The sequence below is a fragment of the Leclercia sp. G3L genome, from assembly GCF_021117075.1.
In the GTDB taxonomy this organism is placed as follows: domain Bacteria; phylum Pseudomonadota; class Gammaproteobacteria; order Enterobacterales; family Enterobacteriaceae; genus Enterobacter; species Enterobacter adecarboxylatus_C.
In genome coordinates, this window is the sequence record NZ_CP088265.1 from 4,557,435 (window position 1) to 4,580,486 (window position 23,052).

Below are 23,052 nucleotides of genomic sequence, written 5' to 3' on the forward strand. Positions count from 1 at the left end.
ACGCTTGCCCGGCCTACGATTCCTCCGGAATCTTCCCAAAAACCCCCCGCTTCCGTTCGCCTTCTATACTTATCACTTTGCACAATATTGTCACCGGAGGACATCGTGCCCTGGATCCTGCTGCTCCTGATAAGCCTGTTTTGCCTGCCTGCACAGGCCGTCAGCCTGCCGGGCGTTCCTGCTGCCACCCCAGGTGAAGCGACCACTCCGGCCGCCGAGCCGGACGTTGAGCAGAAGAAGGCCGCCTATTCCGCGCTGGCGGATGTTCTGGAAAATGACGCCTCGCGCCAGGAGCTGATCTCCCAGCTGCGCAGCGTGGCCGCGACGCCTCCCCAGGAGCCGGTGCCCAAAATCACCCCGCCGGAGATCGCCGAAGAGAAGACCGTGCTGGAGAACGTGACCGACATCAGCCGCCATTACGGCGATGCGCTCTCCACCCGCTTCGCCCAGCTCTACCGCAACCTGATCGGCTCCCCGCATAAGCCCTTTAACCCGCAGACTTTCGTCGTTGCCGCGCGGCAGTTTCTGCTCCTCGCCGGGTTAGTTTTTGCCTTCTACTGGCTGGTGAGGCTCTGCGCCTGGCCGCTGTACCGCAAAATGGGCAGCTGGGGACGCAGAAAGAACCGGGAGACCAGCAGTTGGGTCCACCTGCCGCTGACCATCGCCAGCGCCTTTATTATCGACCTGCTACTGCTGGCGCTGACCCTGTTTATCGGCCAGATCCTCAGCGAATATCTCAATACCGGCAATCCCACCATCGCCTTCCAGCAGACGCTATTCCTCAACGCCTTCGCGCTGATTGAGTTCTTCAAAGCGATCCTGCGTCTGATATTTTGCCCGCGGGTGCCCGACCTGCGCCCCTTTGCCATCAGCGATCGCGCCGCCCACTACTGGTCGCTCCGGCTGAGCATCCTGAGCGGGATGATCGGCTATGGCCTGCTGGTGGCGGTGCCCATTATCTCTAACCAGGTTAACGTGCAGATCGGCGCCCTGGCCAACGTGCTGATTATGCTCTGCATCACCGTCTGGGCGCTGTACCTGATTTTTCACAACAAACGCGCCATTACCGAGGGGCTACTGCACCTGGCCGACCGCTCCCTCGCTTTTTTCAGCTTGTTTATTCGCGCCTTCGCCCTGGTGTGGCACTGGCTGGCGAGCGCCTATTTTATCGTGCTGTGCTTCTTCTCCCTGTTCGACCCGGGAAACAGCCTCAAATTTATGATGGGAGCGACCTTCCGCAGCCTGGCGATCGTCGGCATCGCCGCCTTTGTGTCGGGGCTGCTGTCGCGCTGGCTGGCTAAAACCATCACCCTGTCGCCGCACGTGCAGCGCAGCTATCCGGAGCTGCAAAAGCGGCTGAACGGCTGGATCTCCGTGTCGCTGAAGGTGGCGCGGTTCCTGACGGTCTGTGTCGCCATTATGCTGCTGCTCAGCGCCTGGGGGCTGTTCGACTTCTGGAACTGGCTGCACAACGGTGCCGGTGAAAAGACGGTGGATATTCTGATCCGCATCGCGCTGATCCTCTTCTTCTCCGCCATTGGCTGGACGATTCTGGCGAGCCTGATCGAGAACCGGCTCTCCTCGGATATTCATGGCCGGCCGCTGCCCAGCGCCCGCGCCCGCACGCTGTTGACGCTGTTCCGCAACGCGCTGGCGGTGGTGATCAGCACCATTACCATCATGATTGTGCTGTCGGAAATTGGCGTGAATATCGCCCCGCTGCTGGCCGGTGCCGGGGCGCTGGGGCTGGCGATCTCCTTTGGTTCCCAGACGCTGGTGAAAGACATCATCACCGGCATCTTTATTCAGTTTGAAAACGGGATGAACACCGGGGATCTGGTGACCATCGGGCCGCTAACCGGCACGGTAGAGCGAATGTCGATTCGTTCGGTGGGGGTGCGGCAGGATACCGGGGCGTACCACATTATTCCCTGGTCATCGATCACCACCTTCGCCAACTTTGTCCGCGGCATCGGTTCGGTGGTGGCGAACTACGATGTGGACAGACATGAAGATGCCGAGAAAGCGAAGCAGGCGCTGAAAGCGGCGGTGGATGAACTGCTGGAGAGAGAGGATATTCGCGGCCTGATTATCGGCGAGCCGTCGTTTGCCGGGATTGTCGGGCTGACCAGCACCGCCTTTACGCTGCGCGTGTCGTTCACCACCCAGCCGCTGAAGCAGTGGACGGTGCGTTTCGCCCTCGACAGCATGGTGAAAAAACATTTCGATCTGGCAGAAGTGCGGATGCCGGTGCAGATGTATCAGCTGCTGCCGTCGCCGGGCTCAGCCCCACCGCCACAGGAACCCACGTTGTAGCCCCGGCAAGCGTAGCGCCACCGGGGGGAAGACCCGTTAGCGCTGGCGACGTTTGTCGTTATCCATAAAGGTCCAGGCGATAAAGCGGCTCTGCTTCTGACCCTGGGCCATCTCTTTTTTCACTACCTTAACCGCACCGACGTCCGTCAGGGCACGGTACAGCGGCGGCAGGTTTTCGCCGCGGGAGACCAGGGTAGTAAACCACTTCACCTGACGGGCAAACTGGGCGCTCTCGGCAATCATCTTCTTGATAAAGGCCACTTCGCCCCCTTCGCACCACAGCTCCTGCTGCTGGCCGCCAAAGTTCAGCGCGGCATCGGCCGCCTGGCCGAGGTTGCGGCGCTTACGCTCGCTGCCCGCCCGGGCTGATTCCGCCGAATCGTGGAACGGCGGGTTGCACAGAGTAGCATCGTACTGTTCGTTTTTATGGATCACCCCGGCAAAAATGGCGGAAGCCTCTTTCTGGCGGCGCAGACGAATGGCGCGGCTCATGCCGGGATTGCCATTAATGATGGCGGCGGCGTTGGCAAAGGCCTGCGGGTCCACTTCGCTGCCGGTGAAGCGCCAGCCATATTCATGCACGCCAATCAGGGGGTAGATCAGGTTGGAGCCGGTCCCGATGTCGAGGATCGTCGCCTGGGCAGGTACCGTGCCGTTATTCCCTTCCGCCAACAGATCGGCAAGATGGTGAATGTAGTCGGCGCGCCCCGGTACCGGCGGACAGAGGTAGCCGTCCGGAATATCCCACTGCGCCACACCGTAGAAATGCATCAGCAGTGCTTTGTTCAGCGTCTTCACCGCCTGCGGATCGGCAAAGTTCACCGTCGGCTCACCCGTCGGGGTTTCGGTGATAAATTCGCGCAGTGCCGGACAGCTCTCGCATAAGGCATTCATATCGTAACGGCTGCGGTGGCGGTTGCGTGGGTGCAACCCCGGCTTCTCGGGTGTCATGGCGTTCTCCTGTAAACAGCGGCGTAAGATACCCGTTGCGGGCGCAACGGTAAATATTTCTCTGCGCCGCAGAATAAAACACCAAAAATCAGCCACCTGTATGTCGCTGATTTGTCATGAAATTGTCAAAATATGTCGTTCAAAAAATAAGCAGATCATCATCAATTTTTTGCACTAAATCACACTCTGACCCGTTCTACACTTAGTGTGCACCACCCGTTGTCAATCAGAGGAAGTGATTATGAAAAAATACCTGGTAATGCTCGCTGCCGCTTCACTGGCAGGCGCGTCGTTTGCTGCATGGTCGATTGAATCACTCAGCAGCGGCGACACCAGTCAACTGAGGCCAGCCGGAACCGTGCAGGCTTCGGGCGCAAGAGACCTCGACGACCTGCAGGACAAACTGGCTGAAAAAGCGCGTGAAAAAGGTGCTAAAGGCTATGTTGTGAACTCTGCCAGCGGCGACAACAACATGTTTGGTACTGCCACCATCTACAAATAGTTCCCCGCTCTGCACTACACACTGCATCCTCTGGGGTGCAGTTCGTTTTTTATCCAAAATCCACTTTGTGAAGTTTTTTAGCAGGCAATGTAAATTTACGTATTTCATTTTGTTGGCGAGAGTGATAAAAAGTCACGCCAAATGATAATGTTTATCACAATTATTATCATTTGTAGGTTCATTACGGTTATTCACGTGGCACAGGAAAAGGCACAGACCTGCCTGACAACGTAATGGAAACTCGATTCTAAAAATTATAAGTCGCTAAACAATATGGATAAAAATCGCAACGTTCCGAACAGCTTCAGCTCGCTGACCTTTTTTGCGGGGCTGTGTATTGGCCTCTCCCCGGTAGCGAGTGCTATCGCGGCGGAGAATAACGATAAAAAGTCTGACGACACCCTGGTGGTAGAAGCGGCGCAACCTTCGCTTTATGCGCCGCAGAAGTCTGCCGACGCGAAGTTCAGCCGCCCGGTGGCAGATACCACCCGCACTATGACCGTTATTTCCGAACAGGTGCTGAAGGATCAGGGCACCACCAACCTGACCGACGCCCTGAAAAACGTCCCGGGCGTGGGGGCTTTCTTTGCCGGTGAAAACGGTAACTCCACTACCGGCGACGCGGTGTACATGCGCGGTGTGGACACCTCGAACAGCATTTACGTTGACGGGATCCGCGACATCAGCACCACTACGCGCGATACCTTTAACACCGAACAGGTCGAAGTGATTAAAGGGCCATCCGGCAGCGATTACGGCCGTAGCGCACCCAGCGGCTCCATCAATATGATCAGCAAACAGCCGCGTCTGGACTCGGGCATTGATGCCTCCGCCAGCATTGGCAGCGCGTACATGCGTCGCGGTACCCTCGATATTAACCAGGTGATGGGTGACACCTCGGCGTTTCGTCTGAACCTGATGGGTGAAAAAACCCACGACGAAGGACGCGATAACGTTAAGAACGAACGCTACGGCGTAGCCCCTTCCCTCGCCTTTGGTCTGGGAACGGAAAACCGTCTGTATCTGAACTACCTGCACGTGACTCAGCACAACACCCCGGACGGCGGCATCCCGACCATCGGGCTGCCGGGCTACTCTGCGCCATCGGCGGGCACTGCGGCGCTGAATCACTCCGGCAAAGTGGATACCAGCAACTTCTACGGCACCGATTCCGATTACGACGACTCCACCTCCGACACCGCCACGGTGCGCTTTGAGCACGACTTCAACGACAACACCACCGTGCGGAACACCACGCGCTGGTCGCGGGTGAAGCAGGATTATCTGATGACCGCCGTGATGGGTGGGGCCACCAACATCACCCAGCCCGATCGCAACAACGTGGACACCTGGACCTGGTCGCGTAACGCCAACACCAAAGATGTCAGCAACAAGATCCTGACCAACCAGACCAACCTGACGACCAAATTCTTTACCGGCAGCGTCGGCCACGATATCAGCACCGGGGTGGAGTTCACCCGCGAAACCCAGACCAACTATGGCGTGGATGCCATCACCCCGCCGCCGGTGAATATCTATCACCCGAACAGCAACGTCAGCCTGGGCGGTCTGAACAACAGCGGTGCCAACGCCAACGGTCGGACCGATACCTTCGGGATTTACGCCTTTGATACGCTCCAGGTCACCCGTGACTTCGAGCTGAACGGCGGAATTCGTCTCGATACGTATCACACCGAATATGACAGCGCCAGCATCTGCGGCGGCACGGGTCGCGGGGCGGTTGCCTGCCCGGCCGGCACGCCTAAAGGCTCGCCGGTCACTACGGTGGATACCGCCACCTCCGGTAACCTGGTCAACTGGAAAGCCGGGGCGCTCTACCATCTGACCGAGCACGGCAATATTTACGTCAATTACGCTATTTCCCAGCAGCCGCCGGGCGGCAATAACTTTGCCCTGGCCCAGGGCGGCACCGGCAGCAGCGCCAACCGCACGGACTTTAAACCGCAGAAGGCCAAGACCAGCGAGCTGGGCACCAAGTGGGAAGTGCTGGATAAACGTCTCCTGCTGACCGCGGCCGTCTTCCGCACCGACATCGAAAACGAAGTCGAGCAGAACGATGACGGTACCTATTCGCAGTACGGTAAAAAACGTATCGAAGGCTATGAGCTGTCTGCCGCAGGCAACATCACCCCGGCCTGGCAGGTCATCGGCGGTTATACTCAGCAGCGCGCCAGCGTGCGCACCGGCAGTGACGTGGCGCAGGATGGCACCTCTTCCCTGCCGTATACCCCGGAACATGCCTTCACCCTGTGGAGCCAGTACCAGGCCACGGATGCGATCTCCGTGGGTGCCGGCGCGCGCTACATCGGCAGCATGCATCGTGGCTCTGACGGCGCGGTGGGTACCCCGTCCTTCACCGAAGGCTACTGGGTGGCCGATGCCAAACTGGGCTATCGCGTCAACCGCAACCTCGATATGCAGCTCAACGTCTACAACCTGTTTGATGAAGATTATGTCGCCTCCATCAACAAGAGTGGCTACCGCTACCATCCGGGCGAGCCGCGCACCTTTATGTTAACGGCGAACATGCACTTCTGATCCCGCGTGGGGCTTCGGCCCCACCTTTCGGAGAACCTTTTATGATGTATCACATTCCGGGCGTGCTGAACGCCGATGAGGTGGCGCAGTTCCGCGCTCAGCTGGATCAGGCCCCGTGGATCGACGGCCGTGCCACCGTGGGCAACCAGGGTGCGCAGGTCAAAAATAACCAGCAGGTCGACACGCAAAGTCCGCTGTACGCCACCCTGCAGGCGGCGGTGTTGCAGGCGGTGAATCAGCACGCGCTCTTTTTTGCCGCCGCCCTGCCGCGCCAGATCTCCAGCCCGCTGTTTAACCGCTATCAGCAGCAGGAAACTTACGGCTTTCACGTCGACGGCGCCGTGCGCAGTCACCCGCAAAGCGGCTGGATGCGGACCGATCTCTCGGCCACCCTCTTTTTAAGCGAGCCTGACAGCTACGAGGGTGGCGAGCTGGTGGTTAACGACACCTACGGCCAGCACAGCGTCAAGCTCCCGGCAGGGGATCTGGTCCTCTATCCCTCCAGCAGCCTGCACTGCGTGACCCCGGTGACCGTGGGCGTGCGGGTAGCCTCCTTTATGTGGATCCAGTCGATGATCCGCGACGATAAAAAGCGCGCTATGCTGTTCGAGCTGGACCGCAATATCCAGACTCTGCGCGGCCGCCATGGCGAAAGTGACGAAGTGCTCTCCCTGCTCAACCTCTACCATAACCTGCTGCGTGAATGGTCTGAAATCTAGCCCTTCGCCTTGATTGTGCGTTTTTTAGCCCCATAGTTACTGGTACAGCGCAATATCCTGTCAGGAGGGGTTTATGGCTTCCGGTTGGGCGAATGATGACGCCGTTAATGAACAGATCAACAGTACCATTGAAGATGCGGTGGCGCGGGCGCGAGGCGAGATCCCGCAGGGTGAGAGCCTGAAAACCTGCGAAGAGTGCGGGGAGCCCATCCCCGAAGCGCGGCGTAAAGCGGTGCCCGGCGTCCGGCTGTGCATCGCCTGCCAGCAGGAGAAAGATTCACATAATGCATCGCATGCAGGATATAATCGCAGAGGATCGAAAGACAGCCAGTTACGATGACTGGCCTAGCGGCAGCAACGCCACGCAAGCGGTTTCTTTTTTGAGCACGATTTTTTGCGGTGCGTTTCGCAAAACGTGCCCTCACCCTTCCCTCTGTAAAGCGCAACGGCAAGAAAGGTAAATTCATTCACTGAATTTATTAATATTCAATAAGTTATTTGTCATTCAAATTTTTCGAATGATGTCGTCAATTCTCTTCGATTTTATCTCTCGTAAAAAAGCGTGATACTTATCACATCGACGGAACAACGTCCCCTTAACAGAATAACCTGCGAGATACTAACGATGAAAACCATTAAATATGCTGTTGCCGCTGTTGCCCTGACTACCCTCTCCTTCGGTGCTTTCGCTGCGGAATCTATCAGCGCCGCTCAGGCAAACAGCATGAACAAAATCGGTGTGGTGAGTGCTGAAGGCGCGACCACGCTGGACGGTCTGGAAGCACGCCTGGCAGCGAAAGCTGAAGCGGCTGGCGCGACCGGTTACACCATTACCTCCGCCAACACCAACAACAAACTGAGCGGTACTGCGGTTATCTACAAATAACCTGCCCCTTATCTCTGCTCTGCTCGCCAGTTCGCTGGCGAGATGCTCCAACCCTCATTGACCCTGTTGTTATTTTTTGGCCCGTCCATCGCTGGACGGGCCTTTTTTTTATTTAAAAACTCTGGTTAACCCGCGCCAGCCCGGCGTCGACCGTCTCAACCTGTCCGGTCGCCAGCAGGCAGCAGGCCATCTGTAGCTTCAGGGCGTGCGGCACCGCCTCTCGCCCGGCCAGGCAACTCTCTATCCAGCGGGCGGTCGTTTCAGGATCTTTGGCCTGCGGCAGGGAGACGTCGCTGTTCTCTTCTCCGCGCTCCAGCACCACCCGGGTTCCCGCCGTCGGGTCAATCAGGGTTTGCTGCGGGCAGCGCTGCGGGTTGGCATACACTTCCCCTTCGGTGCCGTGCATCAACAGCCCCCGACCGCCGATATCGGCAAAAAAGGTCGCCACGCGGGTGACGTACTCCGGGTGCGAGACGCTGGAGAGGCGCAGGGCGGCATCTTCCGCAAAGGGCGTCGCCAGCTTGGCGAGGGTATGGGCGCTGTTACGCACTCCCATGCGCCAGCGCATCGCCAGCTGTTTTTCCAGCGGCGGGCACAGGGTGCTCACCGGAATATAGACCGGATGATGCCCCTCGAGCTTCGCCTGCGCCTGGCCGCCGTGACGTGTCGGCTCGATGCCCAGCAGGGTAAAAATGGTTTCCGTCAGCACGCGGGTGGGATCTTCACTTATCCCGTGTACCACTACCGGAAACCCCAGCTTGTTCAGCAGAATAGCCAGCAGCGGGGTCAGGTTAGCCTGCTTGCGCGCGCCGTTATAGCTCGGGATCACCACCGGCATCGGCTTCGCCACCGGCGGCGTCAGGCGCAGGGTTTGCGCCTGCATCGCTTCGTAGAAACCGCGCATTTCGGCTTCGCCTTCGCCCTTAATACGCAGGGCAATCAGAATGCCGCCCATCTCCAGATCCGGTACCTCGCCGTTCAGCATCGCGGTATAGAGCGCCCGGGCGGTCTCCTGATCCAGGTCGCGGGCGTGGTTTTTCCCTCGCCCGACCTCTTTGATAATTTTGCGATAATCCACGTTCTTTCTCCTTGTGACATCTTGTTAACACTATAGCGTTGATAAGGCGCCATCGGACAGACATTTCTCTTATCGCTGCCGGGCGGTAATAACACCATCCCCTTGTAATTTCAGTAAAAATAAAAATTCAATCGTTATCGGAATCACTATTGACCCGACCAATAGTTATCCGAAATTAATTAATTAATTAATTAATTAATTACGTAAATTATCTACCCGGTAAAAAGTTGCCCCACTTTTTACCGCAGTTCATCACAACGGATGTTATTACCCCCGGAATTTATTCAGGAATTATTATGCGTAAAATTGTCTCCGGCACCTTTATTGCCACTGCATTATGTTGTTCTGTCTCTGCCTGGGCTGCAAATAGCGGCGAGGGACAGATTAATTTCACTGGCGAAATCATCGACTCCGCCTGTCAGGTGGTGAATGGCGTCAGCAGCCCGCTGGATGTTTCCCTCGGCAAAGTCTCACAAACGGCCTTTACCGGTTCAGGCTCGACCACGTCAACCACCCGTTTTGATATCCAGCTGAAAGACTGCCCGGAAACCATCACCAGCGCGGCGATCACCTTTGGTGGCTCCGCTGACGGTACCAACGCCAACGTGCTGGCGGTAACGCCAGGCACCGGTGCCGCCACCGGCGTCGGTATCCAGCTGCTGGATAAGACAGAAAATCCACTGAGCCTGTACACCGCCTCCACCAGCTATACGCTTCAGTCCGGCACCACCACCAACGATCTGGTGTTTGGCGCACGCTATATCCAGACCGGCAGCACCATCACCGCCGGCCCGGCGAATGCGGTCTCCACCTTTACCGTCATGTACAACTAATCCTGCGCTGCCTGGCCCTCTGCGGTCAGGCACCGCCTGCTTTATCAGAGTCCCGCCATGCGTAAATCTGTTTTCATCGCCGCCCTGTTATTCATTACCACCGCCGCTCACGCCGGGGTGATTATCGAAGGGACCCGTCTAATCTATCAGGGAGATAAAAAAGAAGCGTCGTTAGGGCTTTCCAACCCGGATAACCTCGACTATCTGGTGCAATCCTGGGTGGAGAGCGCCGATTCTGCGCGGAATAAAGCGCCGTTTCTTATCACCCCGCCGCTGTTTCGCCTCGATGGCAAACAGGACAACATCCTGCGCGTGGTGCGCACCGGGGGCACGTTGCCGACCGATCGCGAATCGCTCTACTGGCTGAATATCAAATCCATTCCGTCCACCTCCCGGGAAGAGAGCAGTAACACCCTGCAAATCGCCATTAAAACGCGAATCAAACTGATCTACCGCCCGAGCGGGATTAACGGCAAGCCGGACGAGGTGGCGGGTAAATTACGCTGGCATAAGCAGGGCAATAGCCTGGTGGTGAGCAACCCGACGCCCTTTTACATGAACTTCCAGACCATCACCGTCGGCGGTAAAAAAGCCGACAATGTGACCTGGGTGGCCCCCGACAGCGACGCGCACTTTGCCGTGCCGGGCGGCATCACCGGGAGCACGGTTTCCTGGAAAATCATCAACGACTACGGCGCGGTAAGCCACGCCTGGTCTGCGCCTTTGCACTAAGCCCGACGCCGCCATGCCCTGGGACTACTCCACCAAAGCCCCCCGTCACCCCGGGCGCGCCCTGCTGATTGCGCTGGGCTGCGCGATACTGAGCGTGGGCGTGCAGCAGGTGCTGGCGGAGGATTATTTCAACCCGGCCCTGCTGGATATCGATACCCCTGGTCAGGGCAAAACCGACCTCTCAGTGTATGAGAAGGGCCCCGGCATCGCGCCGGGGAGCTATCAGGTGGATGTCTACGTCAATAACAATAAAGTGGCCAACAGAAAGATCGCCTTTGGCCTACAACAGGCGGCCAGCGGGCCGGCCACCCTGCAACCCTGCCTCTCGGTGGAGACCCTTAAGAGCCTGGGTATCCGGAGCGATAAATTCAGCGGCACGAAGAATGACGGCTGTGTCGATCTCTCTGGGTTACCTGCCGCCAGCGCCACCTTCCGCCCCGGCCAGCAGCAGCTGCTGCTGAGTATCCCTCAGGCGGCCATCACCCCGATTCCCCACGGTTACGTGGCGCCGGAAGAGATGGACAACGGGATCAACGCCTTTCTGCTGAACTACAGCTACTCCGCCGGGGATAGCCGCAGCCGGGGTGAAGACAGCAGCCACCAGCGCAATGACTACCTGAACCTGCGTCCGGGGCTGAACCTCGGCGCCTGGCGCCTGCGTAACTACTCGACATGGAGCCAGACCCGGGACGATCGCACCACGCAGCGCGATTTTTCCTCCGTCTACAGCTATGCCCAGCGCAATATCCTGTCGCTGGGCAGCGTCGTCACCCTCGGGCAAAGCGCCACCCCCTCGGACGTGTTTGACAGCCTGTCGTTCACCGGAGCGCAGATCGCCTCGGACGACGACATGCTGCCGGACAGCCTGAAAGGCTTCGCCCCGCGCATTCGCGGCGTGGCGCACAGCAATGCCCAGGTGGTGGTGCGCCAGAACGGCTACGTGATCTATCAGAATTACGTCGCACCCGGCGCGTTCGAGATTCACGATCTCTACCCCACCGGCGGCAGCGGCGATCTGAACGTCACCGTCAAAGAGACCGACGGTAGCGAGCAGCACTTCGTGGTGCCTTACGCCTCAGTGCCGGTGTTGCAGCGTGAAGGCCGGTTCAAATACAGCCTGACCGGCGGGCGCTACCGCAGCTATGACCACAGCGTGGAGCAGACGCCATTCCTGCAGGGGACCGGGATCTACGGTCTGCCGTACGATATCACCGCCTATGGCGGCCTCCAGACCAGCCAGTATTACGATGCCCTGGCGCTCGGCACCGGGAAAAATATCGGTGACTGGGGGGCGTTTTCGGTGGATATAACCGCGGCGAAATCGCAGATGCAGGGGCAAAAAACCTCCCGCGGCCGCGCCTGGCGGGTGCGCTACAGCAAAGATTTCGTCACCACCGGCACCCACTTTACGGTGGCCGGGTATCGCTACAACAGCGCCGGATTTGCCACCCTGGCAGACGTGTTCGACTCCCACACCGCCAACGACGACTGGACGCCAGCCGACAGGCGACGCGACCGCCAGGAGGCGACCCTTGATCAGTCCATGGGCGGCTCTCTGGGGTCGATGACGTTAAGCCTGGTGAAAGAGAACTACTGGCACAGCGACCAGGGCATGACCTCGCTGAGCGTTGGCTATAACGGCAGCTGGCACGGCATCAGTTACGGTATCAACTACGGCCTGAGCAAAAACACGCAGGATGAGGACGACGATGACCAGCGGGAGAACGAGCAGACCTTCGGCTTTAACCTCTCCGTCCCGCTGGATCGATGGCTGAGCAATACCTGGGTCAATTACACCTTCAACAACAGCAAAGATGACACCAGCCAGAGCGTCGGCCTTAACGGCACCGCGCTGGCAGACAATAATCTCAGCTGGGGGGTGCAGCAGGGCCACAGCCACGCGTCCGGCTACAGCACCAGCCTGAACAGCGATTACAAAGCCACCTACGGCGAAATGACGGCGGGCTATTCCCGGGATAACCAGCAGCGCCAGCTCAACCTCGGCGTGCAGGGCAGCATGATTGTCCACGCCCACGGCGTCACCCTCGGCCAGCCGATGGGAGATACCGTGGCGCTGGTGGAGGCGCCGGGGGCCAGCGGAACCGGGATCGACAACCAGACCGGGGTAAAAACCGACTATCGCGGCTATGCCATCGTGCCTTACGTCACGCCGTACCATCACAACACCGTGGCGCTGAATACCGAAAGCCTGCCCGCCGGGGCCGACGTCGGCCAGGCGGCCAAAGTCATCACCCCAACCCGGGGGGCGATTGTACGTACTCACTTTGATACCCGCGTCGGCAGCCGGGTGCTGCTGACTCTCACCCGGGGTGACGGTCGTCCGGTGCCCTTTGGCGCCACGGCGGCGCCGGCCCATGACAGCGGCGAATTTATCGTTGGCGATGGCGGCCAGGTCTCCCTGACCGGGATGCACGCCCACGGCAATATCAACGTCAGCTGGGGCAAAGGCGCAGGCGCCCACTGCTCCGCCCACTATCAGCTGCCGTCCCGATCCGCTGACCCGGTGATTAGCGTCACCGCGCAGTGCACCTGACAACGTCGAGGAAAAGATGAAACCCTTCCGTTACGGCTGTGTTCTGGCCCTGTTTGCCGCCCTGTTTCTGTTTATGCCCCAGGCATTCGCGGCCTGCTCCACTGCGGATCTGCCCTGGACCGCGACGCCGGGGACGCTGACGGTACCCGCCACGCTGAGCGTTGGCAGCGTCATCCCCGGCTCCGCGCGCTCGCACAGGGTAGAAGGCCGCTGTGACGCCGCCGACAGCGGTAAGCCGATCACCGCCTGCCATCTGGGCCCAGGCGAGGAGATACCGGGGATGCCGAGCGTCTGGCGCAGCGGTATCGAAGGGATAGGTATTGAACTGCTGAACAGCGCCGGACAGCCGGTACGCGGCCGCGCCGCCCACTGTGACAGCAGAAGTACGCCGTTGGGGTACGTCAGCAGTGACGGCAGCTTCAACGTGACGCTGACGATGCAGCTGATCAAAACCGCAAGCACCACCGGAGAGCAGGCCTCAACGACGTTGCATAACGGCATCTGGTCGCTGGGCATCTACCCCGATCAAAAGCTGGGTCAGCTTAACGCCGTGCGCTACGGTGGCAATCTGGCGCTGAAGGCGACCACCTGCTCGGTGGATCCGAAAAGCCTGAACGTCTCTCTGGGGAATTTTGCCGTCAGCCAGTTTACCCATGTCGGCAGCACCAGCGACTGGAGAACCTTCAATCTGACCGCAACCTGCACCGACGCGGTGACGATGACCGCCCGTATCACCAGCCCGAACGGCGCCACCTCCATTAGCGACGGAAATGATGTACTGAATATTAACGCCGGCATCGACAGTGCCAGCGGCGTCGGCGTCAAAATGATGGTCGGCGGCGTTTTACTGCGCTACGACTACCCCATCCCCTTCGGGGACCAGACGGTGCCCAACCAGCCGTTCAACCTGCCCTTCCAGGTGCAGTACTACCAGACCGCCGAGGTCGTGACCGCCGGCAGAGCCAATACCCTTGCCACCATCGACATTGAATACCAGTGAGATCCCCGATGAAATACGTTGCCCTGCTACTGCTGCTGACCAGCGCGTCTGCCCCGGCCACCGACGTGATCCTCAGCATCAAAGGCAATATTTACGACACCGCCTGCGAGGTGGACAGCGCCAGCCAGAACAAGGTGGTCGATCTCGGCCAGGCCGTTGCCAGTGATTTTAAATCGGTGGGGGACACCGGGGTGTGGAAGAACTTTGATATTACCCTCTCGCATTGCCCGCAAAACCTGACCCTGGCGACGATCAACCTGGAGGGGCAGCGCGACACCCTCCACCCGTTTAAGTTTGCCAACACCGGCACGGCCAGAGGGCTGGCGCTGGAGCTGGCAGACCGCACCGACGCGATCATTCTGGCGCCGGAAGCGCGCTTCAATGCGGTGGTCGACCCGCTCACCCACACCGCCGATTTCTCGATGGCGGCACGCTATTACGCCTCGCATACCCCGGTCAGCGCGGGCGAGTTTTCAAGCGTGGTGCAGTTTACCTTCACTTACCAGTAGGACCGCGCCTCTTGGCATGGATGCTTTTTTTACGCCCGGCGGCAAGTTTAGCCGGGCGTTTTTTTACTTCGGGCACCTCGGGCTGCTCGATAGGAAACACCGGCAGGGCATTCAGCAGACGCTTGCCGTAGTTTTTGGTCAGCAGGCGTTTATCGTAGATCACCACCTCGCCCCAGCAGCTGTGGCTGCGGATCAGGCGCCCGACCTGCTGGATCAGGTTGAACGACGCCGCCGGCAGGCTCTGCACCTCAAACGGGAAGCGGTTGAGGCTTTTCAGCCATTCGCCCTCGGTCAGCACTACCGGGCTGTCGATGGGCGGGAAGGCAATCTTGTGGATGTGCACCTGGGTCAGGTAATCGCCCTTCAGATCCAGCCCCTCCGCGAACGACTGGAGCCCCACCAGCACGCTGCGCTCCCCGCTGTCTATCCGTTTACGGTGGAGTTCCACCAGCCGGTAGCGGGGCTGATCCCCCTGCACCAGCAGAAGCAGGCGCAGATCGGTGACGAAGGTTAAAAAGAGATTCATCGCCCGGGCGCTGGCGAACAGCACCAGCATGCCGGGGTATTTTTTGCTTTCCAGCTGTTCGCGGAAGTAGGCCGCCATCTCGGCAAGATGCTGCTCTTCGTTGTCGATCAGCGGCTCATACTGCATGCGCGGGATCACCAGCTTGCCCTGGTCGCAGTGGTTGAACGGCGAATCGAGGGCCACAAAACGATCGCCCGCTTTCTCCTTCAGGCCGCTCATCTCCTGCAACCGCGAGAAGCTGTTCAGCGAGCGCAGCGTGGCGGAGGTGACCACCACATGCGGGACGCTGCGCCAGAGCAGTTTTTCCAGCTGATCGCTGACGCGAATCCCCGCGCAGTGGAAGAAGAGATGCACCTGCCCCTCCCTGACTTCCCGCGTCGCCCACTTGGTGACCGGCGCGCCGGAGGCCTGGGCCATCGACGCCAGCCGCCACAGCTTGCTCTGCCCTTCGAACATGCCGAGCGCGCGGTTCATCTGCAACAGTACCCGGTGCACACGCACCACGTCATGGGTGCCGGTCTTTTCACTGAGATCGTTTAAAAACAGCTCCGCCAGCCCGCGCAGTTTTTCGATAAGCTGCGCCAGCTCGCGGCAAAGGGTCATGATCTCATCCGGCAGCTCGCCCATCTCAAAGCGGTGCTCCGCCTCCTGTCCGGGCGGGAGATAGAGATTGAGGATGTTATTCAGCGAGGCGATATGGGTGTAGATGGTTTCACAGTGCTCGCTGAGGCGCTCCGGGACCGCCAGCGGCGGGATGGTTTTCGGGCGGAACTGATCCATGCAGGTGGCAATCAGCTTGCAGAAGAGATCCAGCTGCAGGCGGAACCAGGGGGCGGTGATCTCGGCGCTCATCTCCAGCGCATCGCGGGCAACGTCCGGCAGATGATGGCCTTCATCCAGCACCAGCAGCAGATGTTTCGGGTCCGGCAGTACCGCTTCGCTCTCCATGGCCGCCATCACCAGGGCGTGGTTGGCGACCACCACTTCGGCCTCCTGAATTTCACGGCGGGCGACAAAGAACGGGCATTCGCGGTAGTAGTGGCAGTTGCGGTTCAGGCAGCTGGCTTTATCGGTGCTGAGCCTGCGCCAGAGGTCGTCGCTGATGGCCTGATCGGTGTGATCGCGCAGGCCGTCCCACTTGTAGCCGTCGAGATCGGTCTTCAGCTTTGCGCACTGCTCCTGCTCGGCCTTGTTGTTAGGGGTCAACTCGTCATCAAGAAACGCCAGCAGATCCTGCTGGGTCGGTTCGCTGCTGGCAAGGGCGGCCAGATTGCGCGGGCAAACGTAACGCCCGCGCCCGAAGGCGGCGGTAAAGCGCAGCTCGGGGATAATCTTGCGCAGCAGGGGCAGGTCTTTACTGTAGATCTGATCCTGCAGGGCTACGTTGGCGGTGCTCACCACCAGCGTCTTTTGTTCTTCCCGGGCGATAGCGATGCCGGGGATCAGGTAGGAGAGGGTTTTACCGACCCCGGTCGGGGCTTCAATTGCCAGATGTCGCCCCTCGTCACCGGCCAGCGTTTTTGCCACATCGGCAATCATCTGCCGTTGCGGTGCGCGGGGGATAAAGTCGGGGATCTGCTGTTGCAGCGCCTTATACCAGGCGGCAATTTGCGCTTTCAGCGCGGCGGTTAAAGCCATGATGGACCTGAAATACTGTATAAACAGCCACTATTGTGGCACTTTCTTAGGCGGGCCGCAAAAGAAAAGCCCGGCTTTACGACCGGGCTTCCAGATTACTGTGCGCTGGCAGGTTTGCGCGGACGGCGTCGGCGCTGGCCTTCCCCGGCCGGTTTCGCTTCACCATCGCGACGCGGTGGCTTGCTGGCCGCTTTCGGCGCGCCGCCTTCGCTACGGCGCGGCTGCTGCTGACCACGACCGCCGCCCTGACCGCGACCGCCACCCTGGCGACCGTTCTGGATCGGCTCAGCTTTGATCGACGGATCCACGTCATAACCCGCAAGGGCGATGCGCGGGATCTCTTTCTTCAGCAGGCGTTCGATATCGCGCAGCAGTTTAATTTCATCCACACAGACCAGCGACAGCGCTTCGCCGGTGGCCGCTGCACGACCGGTACGGCCGATACGGTGGACGTAATCTTCCGGGACGTTCGGCAGCTCGTAGTTGACCACGTGCGGCAGCTCTTCGATGTCCAGACCACGGGCGGCGATGTCGGTCGCCACCAGCACGCGGATATCGCCGGATTTAAAATCTGCCAGCGCGCGGGTACGTGCACCCTGGCTCTTGTTGCCGTGGATAGCCGCGCTGCGGATCCCGTCTTTGTTCAGCTGTTCTGCCAGATGGTTTGCGCCGTGCTTGGTGCGGGTGAAGACCAGCACCTGCTGCCAGTTGCCTTCGCCAATCATCTGCGACAGCAGCTCGCGCTTGCGCTTTTTGTCCACCATGTGCACATGCTGGGTCACCTGCTCGGAGGCGGTATTGCGGCGCGCCACTTCCACTTCCAGCGGGTTGTGCAGCAGTTTTTCCGCCAGGCCTTTGATCTCGTCAGAGAAGGTAGCGGAGAAGAGCAGGTTCTGGCGGCGGGTCGGCAGTTTTGCCAGCACGCGGCGAATATCGTGAATGAAGCCCATGTCGAGCATGCGGTCGGCTTCGTCGAGCACCAGGATTTCCACGCTGTCGAGCTTGACGGCGTTCTGGTGTTCCAGATCGAGCAGGCGGCCCGGGGTCGCGACCAGCACGTCCACGCCGCTGCGCAGTTTCATCATCTGCGGGTTAATGCTGACCCCACCGAACACCACCAGCGAGCGGATGTTGAGATAGCGGCTGTACTCACGCACGTTCTCACCCACCTGGGCGGCGAGTTCACGGGTCGGGGTCAGGATCAGGGCGCGCACCGGGCGACGGCCCTTGGCGTGCGGCTCTTTCTGAATCAGGCGTTGCAGCAGCGGCAGGGTAAAGCCGGCGGTTTTACCGGTCCCGGTCTGGGCGCTGGCCATCAGGTCGCGGCCGGCCAGCACGGCAGGAATGGCCTGCTGCTGAATAGGGGTAGGTTCGCGGTAGCCCTGCTCTTCTACAGCACGCAGGATTTCCGGGTTCAGGCCAAGGGTATCAAAAGACATAACAACTCCGAACCGCCCCGACCATTTCAGGTGTAGTTTTCAGGGAGATAATGACAAATAGAAGGACAAAAACCACGGTGTCGCGAAGCAGCGGAGTGTAGCAGCTTTTGTGACGTGGCGCATAAAATATCCCGCAAACAGATGCATCCACGCTATTACGTAGGCCGGGCAGACGCAGTGCCGCCCGGCGCAACATTGAACAAGCGGACTGGACAAGCTCAAAAAACAGTCATAATCTTAATCAATCGATTGATTAAGATTATATGCCCTATGAATCCGATCCCGACCACCACTAAAGGCGAACAGGCCAAAAGCCAGCTGATTGCCGCCGCGCTGGCGCAGTTTGGCGAATACGGGCTGCATGCCACCACCCGCGATATCGCTGCCCAGGCGGGGCAGAACATCGCCGCCATTACCTACTATTTTGGCTCGAAAGAGGATCTCTACCTCGCCTGCGCCCAGTGGATCGCCGACTTCATTGGCACTCACTTTCGCCCGCACGTGGAGACGGCCACTGCCCTGCTGGACGAGCCCGCGCCGGATCGCGCCGCCATTCGCGAACTGATTTTAACCGCCTGCAACAATATGATTCAGCTGCTGACCCATGACGATACGCTGAACCTGAGCAAGTTTATCTCACGGGAGCAGCTCTCGCCTTCCGCCGCTTACCAGCTGGTGCACGATCAGGTTATCGCCCCGATGCACACCCACCTGACCCGGCTGGTGGCTGCCTATACCGGTCGCGACGCCAGCGACACGCAGACCATCCTGCATACCCATGCCCTGCTGGGCGAAGTGCTCGCCTTTCGCCTCGGGCGGGAAACCATTTTGTTACGCACCGGCTGGACCGAATTTGATGAGGATAAAGCCCTGCAGATAAGCCAGGTCATCACCTGTCATGTCGATTTGATCCTGCAGGGGTTAACGCAAAGGAGCTTGGAGTCATGAAAAAACCGGTTGTCATTATTGTGGCAGCGATCGTGGTGCTGGCCGCCGGGATCGGCGGCTGGCTGTGGTATCAGAGTCAGCAGGATAAAACGCTGACTCTCTACGGCAACGTCGATATCCGCACCGTCAACATGAGCTTTCGCGTCGGCGGACGGCTGGCGTCATTAACCGTGGACGAAGGGGATACCATCGCCGCCGGGCAGACGCTGGGCGAGCTGGACAAAGCCCCGTACCAGAATGCCCTGATGCAGGCCCAGGCGGGCGTCTCCGTGGCTCAGGCGCAATACGATTTGATGCAGGCGGGCTACCGTGACGAAGAGGTGGCCCAGGCCGCTGCCGCCGTCAAACAGGCCCAGGCCGCCTATGACTATGCGCAGAACTTCTTTAACCGTCAGCAGGGGCTGTGGAAAAGCCGCACCGTGTCGGCTAACGATCTGGAGAATGCCCGCTCCTCACGCGACCAGGCGCTGGCAACCCTGAAATCTTCCCAGGATAAGTTGCGCCAGTACCGCTCCGGCAACCGCGAGCAGGATATCGCCCAGGCCAAAGCCAGCCTCGAACAGGCCCAGGCCCAGCTGGCGCAGGCGCAGCTGGATCTGCACGACACCACCCTGGTAGCCCCGGCTAACGGCACGCTGCTGACCCGCGCCGTCGAGCCCGGCAGCATGCTGAACGCGGGCAGCACGGTGCTGACCCTCTCCCTGACCCGCCCGGTGTGGGTGCGGGCCTACGTCAATGAAGCCAGTCTCGGGGAGGCTAAACCGGGGCGCGAAGTGCTGCTCTATACCGACGGCCGCCCCGACAAGCCTTATCACGGGAAAATCGGCTTTGTCTCCCCTACCGCCGAATTCACGCCGAAAACCGTGGAAACCCCGGACCTGCGCACCGATCTGGTCTATCGCCTGCGCATTATCGTCAACGATGCCGACGATTCCCTGCGCCAGGGGATGCCGGTAACGGTCAGCTTCGATAATGGGCAAGCCCATGAGTGACGCGGTGATCCAGCTCACCGGGCTGGTTAAACGCTTTGCCGGGATGGACAAGCCCGCCGTCGCGCCGCTCGACTGTACGCTGCAGAAAGGCTACGTCACCGGGCTGGTCGGCCCGGACGGCGCGGGCAAAACCACCCTGATGCGAATGCTGGCCGGGCTGCTGAAGCCCGACGAAGGGACAGCCAGCGTGCTGGGGCTGGATCCCATCCAGGACGATCGCGCCCTGCATGCGATGCTGGGCTACATGCCGCAGAAGTTCGGCCTGTACGAGGATCTGACGGTGATGGAGAACCTGACCCTGTACGCCGATCTGCGCAGCGTCACCGGCGAGACGCGGCAGAAGACCTTTCAGCGCCTGCTCGACTTTACCGCGCTGGGTCCCTTCACCGACCGGCTGGCGGGCAAACTTTCCGGCGGCATGAAGCAGAAGCTGGGGCTCGCCTGCACCCTGGTAGGCGAACCGAAGGTGTTGCTGCTGGACGAGCCCGGCGTTGGGGTGGATCCCATCTCCCGCCGCGAGCTGTGGCAGATGGTGCATGAGCTGGCGGGCGACGGGATGTTGATCCTCTGGAGCACCTCGTACCTCGACGAAGCAGAGCAGTGCCGGGACGTGCTGCTGATGAACGAAGGGGAGCTGCTCTATCAGGGCGATCCGACTAAGCTGACCCAAAGCATGACCGGGCGCAGCCTGTTACTGCACTCGCCCCATGAGAACAACCGCCGCCTGCTGCAGCGGGTGCTGAAGCTGCCCCAGGTGAGCGACGGGATGATTCAGGGGAAATCGGTGCGGGTGATCCTCACAAAAGAGGCCAGCGCCGACGATCTGCGCCAGAGTGCGGATCTGCCGGATCTGCACATCGAGGAGACCGCCCCACGCTTTGAAGATGCCTTTATCGATCTGCTCGGCGGCGCGGAGACCGCCGAATCCCCGCTCGGGGGGATCCTGCATACCGTGGAGGGCACCCCGGGCGAGACGGTGATAGAAGCCAAATCCCTGACCAAAAAATTCGGCGATTTTGCCGCCACCGACGACGTGAATTTCGCGGTGAAGCGCGGCGAAATCTTCGGCCTGCTGGGCCCCAACGGCGCGGGCAAATCCACCACCTTCAAAATGATGTGCGGCCTGCTGGTGCCCACCGCCGGAAAGGCGCTGGTGCTGGATATGGATTTGAAAGTCAGCTCCGGCAAGGCGCGCCAGCACCTGGGCTACATGGCGCAAAAATTCTCCCTGTACGGCAACCTGACGGTAGAGCAGAACCTGCGCTTCTTCTCCGGGGTCTACGGCCTGCGCGGACGGGCGCAGAGTGAGAAGATCGCCCGCATGAGCGAGGCTTTTGGTTTGAGCAACATCGCCAGCCACGCCACTGACGATCTGCCGCTCGGATTTAAGCAGCGGCTGGCGCTGGCCTGCTCCCTGATGCATGAGCCGGACATTCTGTTCCTCGATGAACCCACCTCCGGCGTCGACCCCCTCACCCGCCGCGAGTTCTGGCTGCATATCAACAGCATGGTGGAGAAAGGGGTTACCGTGATGGTCACCACCCACTTTATGGACGAGGCGGAGTACTGCGACCGCATCGGGCTGGTGTACCGCGGCAAGCTGATCGCCCACGGCACGCCTGACGATCTCAAAGCTCAGGTGGCGGACGAGCAACAGCCCGACCCCACCATGGAGCAGGCCTTTATTTCGCTGATTAACGACTGGGATAAGGAGCATGGCCATGTCTGATACCGCCCTCTCCTGGCGTCGGGTGCGCGCCCTGTGCATCAAAGAGACGCGGCAGATTGTGCGCGACCCGAGCAGCTGGCTGATTGCGGTGGTGATCCCCCTGCTGCTTTTGTTTATCTTTGGCTACGGCATTAACCTCGACTCCAGCAAGCTGCGGGTCGGGATCCTGCTGGAGCAGCGCAGCGAAGAGGCGCTCGACTTCACCCACGCCATGACCGGCTCGCCCTATATCGACGCCACCATCAGCGATGACCGCCAGCAGTTGATCCAGATGATGCAGGCCGGGCGCATTCGCGGGCTGATCGTCATTCCGGTGGATTTCGCGGCCCGCATGGCGCGCCCGGGCGATACCGCCCCGATCCAGGTGATCACCGACGGCAGCGAGCCGAACACCGCCAACTTTGTGCAGGGCTACAGCGAAGGGATCTGGCAGCTGTGGCAGATGCAGCGGGCGGAAGACCGCGGTGAAACGTTCGAGCCGCTGATTGACGTCCAGACCCGGTACTGGTTTAACCCGGCGGCCATCAGCCAGCACTTTATTATCCCCGGCGCGGTGACCATTATCATGACGGTTATCGGCGCGATCCTCACCTCGCTGGTGATCGCCCGCGAGTGGGAGCGCGGCACCATGGAGGCGCTGCTCTCCACCGAAGTGACGCGCACGGAACTGCTGCTGTGCAAGCTGATCCCCTACTACTTCCTCGGGATGCTGGCGATGCTGCTGTGCATGCTGGTGTCAGTGTTTATTCTCGGCGTGCCCTATCGCGGCTCGCTGCTGGTGCTGTTCCTCATCACCAGCCTGTTTTTACTCAGCACCCTGGGGATGGGGCTGTTGATCTCCACCGTCACCCGCAACCAGTTTAACGCCGCCCAGGTAGCGCTGAATGCCGCCTTCCTGCCGTCGATTATGCTGTCCGGGTTTATTTTCCAGATCGACAGTATGCCGGCGGCGATCCGTGCGGCAACCTACATTATCCCGGCGCGCTATTTCGTCAGCACCCTGCAAAGCCTGTTCCTGGCGGGCAATATTCCGGTGGTGCTGATTGTGAATCTGCTGTTTTTGATTGCGTCGGCGGTGATGTTTATCGGGCTGACGTGGATGAAAACCAAACGGCGATTAGATTAGGTTGCGCCCGGTGGC

The 23,052-nt window shown here is 59.9% G+C and carries 19 protein-coding genes; 15 read left to right on the forward strand and 4 right to left on the reverse strand.

Annotation, left to right across the window (positions count from 1 at the left end; genetic code table 11):
• The first annotated feature begins 105 nt into the window (after window positions 1–105).
• Window positions 106–2,316, forward strand: a complete 2,211-nt coding sequence (gene ybiO / locus LRS40_RS23330; RefSeq protein WP_231312820.1) for a mechanosensitive channel protein — start codon at window positions 106–108, stop codon at window positions 2,314–2,316.
• 36 nt (window positions 2,317–2,352) lie between these two features.
• On the opposite strand, the gene rlmF is transcribed toward ybiO, so the two are convergent.
• A complete protein-coding gene (gene rlmF, locus LRS40_RS23335; RefSeq protein WP_231312821.1) occupies window positions 2,353–3,267 on the reverse strand; it encodes a 23S rRNA (adenine(1618)-N(6))-methyltransferase RlmF in 915 nt (304 codons plus the stop codon).
• 241 nt (window positions 3,268–3,508) lie between these two features.
• Between rlmF and mcbA the strand changes: the two genes are divergently transcribed.
• From mcbA to ybiJ, 5 genes are all read left to right on the forward strand, one after another.
• Window positions 3,509–3,769, forward strand: coding sequence for a DUF1471 family periplasmic protein McbA (gene mcbA, locus LRS40_RS23340; RefSeq protein ID WP_142488782.1), 261 nt, complete (start codon window positions 3,509–3,511; stop codon window positions 3,767–3,769).
• Window positions 3,770–4,042: 273 nt separating this feature from the next.
• A complete protein-coding gene (locus LRS40_RS23345; RefSeq protein WP_231312822.1) occupies window positions 4,043–6,328 on the forward strand; it encodes a catecholate siderophore receptor Fiu in 2,286 nt (761 codons plus the stop codon).
• Window positions 6,329–6,369: 41 nt separating this feature from the next.
• Window positions 6,370–7,047, forward strand: coding sequence for a PKHD-type hydroxylase YbiX (gene ybiX, locus LRS40_RS23350; RefSeq protein WP_231312823.1), 678 nt, complete (start codon window positions 6,370–6,372; stop codon window positions 7,045–7,047).
• A 73-nt stretch (window positions 7,048–7,120) separates the two neighbouring features.
• A complete protein-coding gene (locus tag LRS40_RS23355) occupies window positions 7,121–7,387 on the forward strand; it encodes a DksA/TraR family C4-type zinc finger protein (RefSeq protein ID WP_032617164.1) in 267 nt (88 codons plus the stop codon).
• Between the two features lie 285 nt (window positions 7,388–7,672).
• Window positions 7,673–7,933, forward strand: coding sequence for a DUF1471 family protein YbiJ (gene ybiJ, locus LRS40_RS23360; RefSeq protein ID WP_142488779.1), 261 nt, complete (start codon window positions 7,673–7,675; stop codon window positions 7,931–7,933).
• A gap of 112 nt (window positions 7,934–8,045) precedes the next feature.
• On the opposite strand, the gene ybiB is transcribed toward ybiJ, so the two are convergent.
• Window positions 8,046–9,011: a DNA-binding protein YbiB gene (gene ybiB / locus LRS40_RS23365; protein ID WP_142488778.1), complete on the reverse strand. Its 966-nt coding sequence runs from the start codon at window positions 9,009–9,011 to the stop codon at window positions 8,046–8,048.
• A gap of 296 nt (window positions 9,012–9,307) precedes the next feature.
• Here ybiB and LRS40_RS23370 point away from each other — a divergent pair, with 296 nt between their 5' ends.
• From LRS40_RS23370 to LRS40_RS23390, 5 genes are read left to right on the forward strand one after another with little or no spacing between them, the layout of a single operon-like run.
• Window positions 9,308–9,844: a fimbrial protein gene (locus LRS40_RS23370; RefSeq protein ID WP_142488777.1), complete on the forward strand. Its 537-nt coding sequence runs from the start codon at window positions 9,308–9,310 to the stop codon at window positions 9,842–9,844.
• Between the two features lie 57 nt (window positions 9,845–9,901).
• A complete protein-coding gene (locus LRS40_RS23375; protein ID WP_231312824.1) occupies window positions 9,902–10,576 on the forward strand; it encodes a molecular chaperone in 675 nt (224 codons plus the stop codon).
• 13 nt (window positions 10,577–10,589) lie between these two features.
• Window positions 10,590–13,130: a fimbria/pilus outer membrane usher protein gene (locus tag LRS40_RS23380; protein ID WP_231312825.1), complete on the forward strand. Its 2,541-nt coding sequence runs from the start codon at window positions 10,590–10,592 to the stop codon at window positions 13,128–13,130.
• Between the two features lie 16 nt (window positions 13,131–13,146).
• The gene (locus tag LRS40_RS23385; protein WP_231312826.1) at window positions 13,147–14,130 is read left to right on the forward strand and encodes a fimbrial protein; all 984 of its coding nucleotides are present in this window, start codon (window positions 13,147–13,149) and stop codon (window positions 14,128–14,130) included.
• Window positions 14,131–14,138: 8 nt separating this feature from the next.
• On the forward strand, window positions 14,139–14,639 hold the full coding sequence (locus LRS40_RS23390; protein WP_231312827.1) for a fimbrial protein: 501 nt from the start codon (window positions 14,139–14,141) through the stop codon (window positions 14,637–14,639).
• Here LRS40_RS23390 and dinG read toward each other — a convergent pair.
• Both dinG and rhlE read right to left on the reverse strand, forming a co-directional pair.
• The gene (gene dinG, locus LRS40_RS23395; RefSeq protein ID WP_231312828.1) at window positions 14,626–16,803 is read right to left on the reverse strand and encodes an ATP-dependent DNA helicase DinG; all 2,178 of its coding nucleotides are present in this window, start codon (window positions 16,801–16,803) and stop codon (window positions 14,626–14,628) included. The two genes, LRS40_RS23390 and dinG, sit on opposite strands and share 14 nt — an antisense overlap.
• 95 nt (window positions 16,804–16,898) lie before the next feature.
• Window positions 16,899–18,242 (reverse strand): ATP-dependent RNA helicase RhlE, encoded by a 1,344-nt coding sequence (rhlE, locus tag LRS40_RS23400; protein ID WP_231312829.1) that lies wholly within the window; start codon window positions 18,240–18,242, stop codon window positions 16,899–16,901.
• Between the two features lie 270 nt (window positions 18,243–18,512).
• On the opposite strand from rhlE, the gene cecR reads away from it, so the two are divergent.
• From cecR to LRS40_RS23420, 4 genes are read left to right on the forward strand one after another with little or no spacing between them, the layout of a single operon-like run.
• The gene (gene cecR / locus LRS40_RS23405; protein ID WP_156263248.1) at window positions 18,513–19,190 is read left to right on the forward strand and encodes a transcriptional regulator CecR; all 678 of its coding nucleotides are present in this window, start codon (window positions 18,513–18,515) and stop codon (window positions 19,188–19,190) included.
• Window positions 19,187–20,182 carry a secretion protein HlyD gene (hlyD, locus tag LRS40_RS23410; RefSeq protein ID WP_231312830.1) on the forward strand — a complete coding sequence of 332 codons (996 nt, stop codon included), beginning with the start codon at window positions 19,187–19,189 and terminating at the stop codon, window positions 20,180–20,182. Before cecR ends, hlyD begins: the two co-directional genes overlap by 4 nt.
• Window positions 20,175–21,911, forward strand: a complete 1,737-nt coding sequence (locus tag LRS40_RS23415; protein WP_231312831.1) for an ATP-binding cassette domain-containing protein — start codon at window positions 20,175–20,177, stop codon at window positions 21,909–21,911. Before hlyD ends, LRS40_RS23415 begins: the two co-directional genes overlap by 8 nt.
• Window positions 21,904–23,037 (forward strand): ABC transporter permease, encoded by a 1,134-nt coding sequence (locus LRS40_RS23420; protein ID WP_142488767.1) that lies wholly within the window; start codon window positions 21,904–21,906, stop codon window positions 23,035–23,037. The genes LRS40_RS23415 and LRS40_RS23420 overlap by 8 nt, the downstream gene beginning before the upstream one ends.
• Window positions 23,038–23,052: the final 15 nt, after the last annotated feature.